Below are 800 nucleotides of genomic sequence, written 5' to 3' on the forward strand. Positions count from 1 at the left end.
AGGGGATTGAAATTTTTTTCACCGATATATCTAAAGACAGTATTATCTTTTTGTTCAAAACACCAAAATCCCCGTGAGGGGATTGAAATGACAACGAGACGTGGGCCGGTAGTGGGTATGACGTAGGAGAGTACATCACCAAGGTCTTCCGTCCGTCCAACCAAACCACGAAGGTCGTTATCTGCGCTGTCACCGCAACCCACTACAGCGCAGCGCCGGAGGATAACTTGGTCCTCAACATTGCCGGCTTTGACACATCGGTACCGTCGCTGGTTGAGTCATTTGTCTATGACCAGCCAGATGCACCGGCGGATGAGGAAGAGTAGGTGTGTGCTACTTGACATCTGCGCAAGGTTGTGGTAGACTATAGGTACAACTAAAAAGAACTCGGCGGTACGCACGAAGTTGGTTAGGTTTTGAAAGCCCGACTTCAAATGTCGACCGCCGAGTTCTTTTTATGACTGGTCGCGCCGGCCAGTCTTTTTTCTTTTTCTGATTATTCCCTTACGTGTACGCTAGTATAGCGTGTATGTACTGGACACTTGTTGAACGATCAGATAACGTTCTGCTGCTCATCAGACCAATCGAGGCGCACGATGTGTGGTCGTTTGTCTCGTTTGTCCACCAACAGGTATCGCCGGTCGTAACGGCGGATGAACGGGGCCTCTCGTTTGTTGGTACGGATACCACGATCCAATACGGGTGGTATGACGCGCCAACCCGTACTCTTGCACTGACCATAACTGGTACCGCTGACGGAGATATACACACCACCGTGAGTACCATCATGCGCACGTGGT

1 protein-coding gene and 1 pseudogene are annotated in these 800 nt (G+C 50.2%); one reads left to right on the plus strand and one right to left on the minus strand.

The features are described from left to right. Positions 1 to 101: 101 nt before the first annotated feature. A pseudogene (locus tag AC01ZF_RS17560) lies at positions 102 to 326 on the plus strand (hypothetical protein); the annotation flags it as partial. Between the two features lie 227 nt (positions 327 to 553). On the opposite strand, the gene AC01ZF_RS17565 reads toward AC01ZF_RS17560, so the two are convergent. Beyond that, positions 554 to 800 (minus strand): hypothetical protein (locus AC01ZF_RS17565; protein WP_476575554.1); only part of this gene is annotated, 247 nt, incomplete at its 5' end.

The organism is Chloroflexus sp., assembly GCF_056331925.1.